The 1,889-nt window shown below is 59.4% G+C and carries 2 protein-coding genes; one reads left to right on the top strand and one right to left on the bottom strand.

Annotation, left to right across the window (positions count from 1 at the left end):
* On the top strand, positions 1-1,001 hold a 1,001-nt coding region (locus ACFQ6N_RS40525; RefSeq protein WP_380659156.1), incomplete at its 5' end, for a hypothetical protein.
* Between the two features lie 37 nt (positions 1,002-1,038).
* On the opposite strand, the gene ACFQ6N_RS40520 is transcribed toward ACFQ6N_RS40525, so the two are convergent.
* Complete coding sequence (locus tag ACFQ6N_RS40520) at positions 1,039-1,719, bottom strand: hypothetical protein (protein WP_380659155.1); 681 nt, start codon at positions 1,717-1,719, stop codon at positions 1,039-1,041.
* Between the last annotated feature and the right edge of the window lie 170 nt (positions 1,720-1,889).

The raw sequence follows: 1,889 nt of genomic DNA, 5'->3' as shown, positions 1-1,889 counted from the left end.
GTAGTAATGGGCACCATACGCGCTATGCACTGGGCGCCATGCAAGCGGTAGCCGCCAGCTACACCGCCCTGAGCATTGCCGAGGCCGAGCGTGTGCAAGCGCAAATTGCAACGCGATTGGATCGGGATGGGCTGAGCTGTACGTTCCGCCTGCAGGGCTCCGTTCCCGGCAACATCCATATCCGCGGTGTCAGTGATGTTGACTTCCTGGTCTTGGAGCAGCGATTCCATCACTACGATGCGACGGGGGTCTTGGCGCAGGCTGGGCACTACCGCAACCCGTACCGGCCGTCAGCCGTCGATACATTGCTCGATCTGCGTCACCGACTGGAGGCGGCGCTGAAGGATGCCTATCCGGCAGCGGAAGTCGACTGCGCAGGCGCCAAGGCCATCCAGCTCTCGGGTGGATCGCTGCGTCGGGAAGTTGATGTGGTGCCGGCCTCGTGGAATGACACCGCCGAGTATCAGCGGACACAAGCCGAGGATTTTCGGGGCGTCAACATCCTCGACAAACCCGCGCGTCAGTTGATCCACAATCTGCCCTTCCTGTATCTGCGACGCCTGCGCGAACGTGACGACGAAACGTGGGGCGGACTCAAAAAGGCCATTCGGCTTTGCAAAACACTGAAGGCAGACGCCATCAGCGACGGAAAGACGGTCGACATCAGCAGCTATGACATTGCCTCTGCGCTGTGGAACGCTGCTGCGGGCAGTCTGCAGGCGGGTATCGTTAAGGAGCTCAGCATCCTTGCGGCCACGACCGACTACTTCGTGTATCTGGTAGCCAATCCTGCTTACGCAGAGACGCTTCAGACCCCAGATGGGTCGCGTAAGGTATTTGACACCCAGGCCAAATTGGATGCCGCGGCGGTGCTCGCGCAGGAGCTGCTGGAGCTCTCTCGCGCCGTCAGTGACGAACATGCCCCGCGCACAGCGCACGCCAGCCTGCAACACGATTGGCTGAACACGCTCAAGGAAACTTCTGTGCCAGTTTTTGATTGAAAGCACGCCGTGTGGGAATGGAATCCCACGGGTCTGATCAGGTTGATCGCTGATGCCGCGCGATCAGCAACGAGTCACTCGACAACTGCGGGCATCGGGCGCGTGAGGTGGAATCCTCACGCTGGCGCCTTCGGTAGAAAAGTGTGCCGCGCACACGCCCCCCCGCCCCCACGAGAGGTCCGCGCTGTCGCAGATGACCGCTGTGGTCGTACGGAAGGATTCTAGCTGCTCTCTGAGGCAACTCTTCGCCACTCTTGGATGGACAAAGTGCAGCTGGAGCCGGCAAGGCTTTGGCCGGCGCCGGAGTTTGCCGGTTGATTTCGCCAGCCACGATAAATGTGCCAAGAATCATCAGAAGCAGCGTAGTCAGACCGAATCCACGAACAATGACGATCGGTAGAGGCTGCCCCTTAACACTCAATCGGTGACGGGCATAGATCAGGGCAGAGGCCATTCCGACGGAAAGTCCCAGCGCTGCGCATGCCCACGGGCCGATAACGCGCAAGACAGCTGGTGTGGAGCTGCGCATCACGATGAACGCTCCACCGAGCATTGCCAAGCCCAGCATGAGGCCCTTCATCAGCTCTAGAAAGTCCCGAAGTTCCTTCTCAAATTCATCGTCCTTAGTAGTCACCTTGGGAGCGACGCTGGAGTTGCCCTCGCGGCCTCGTGCAGTAGCGCTATTTGGTCGCTGACTCCCTCTTCTCTTCTTGCCCATTCGTTCTATTTCTTGAAGTGGAAGGATATACATTGGCCGATATCGCGCTACCTTGACGCCACATTCGGCGGATGTACCGCTCACAGCAGCGCCCTCCAAAGGGCAATTGGCCACCACTAAGGTTCGTTGGGTCTGGTGCGCTGAGCCTCCAGAACATGCCAGTCCATGAG

It is taken from the genome of Kitasatospora sp. NPDC056446 (genome assembly GCF_042796115.1).
Lineage (GTDB): Bacteria > Actinomycetota > Actinomycetes > Streptomycetales > Streptomycetaceae > Kitasatospora.
Note: the sequence above shows the minus strand (reverse complement) of the source record. Positions and strands in the feature narration are given on the sequence as shown.

What these genes read in the sequence shown, in the direction of transcription:
- ACFQ6N_RS40520 (WP_380659155.1), bottom strand. Translation starts at nt 1,719, where the DNA reads ATGGGCAAGAAGAGAAGAGGGAGTCAGCGACCAAATAGCGCTACTGCA.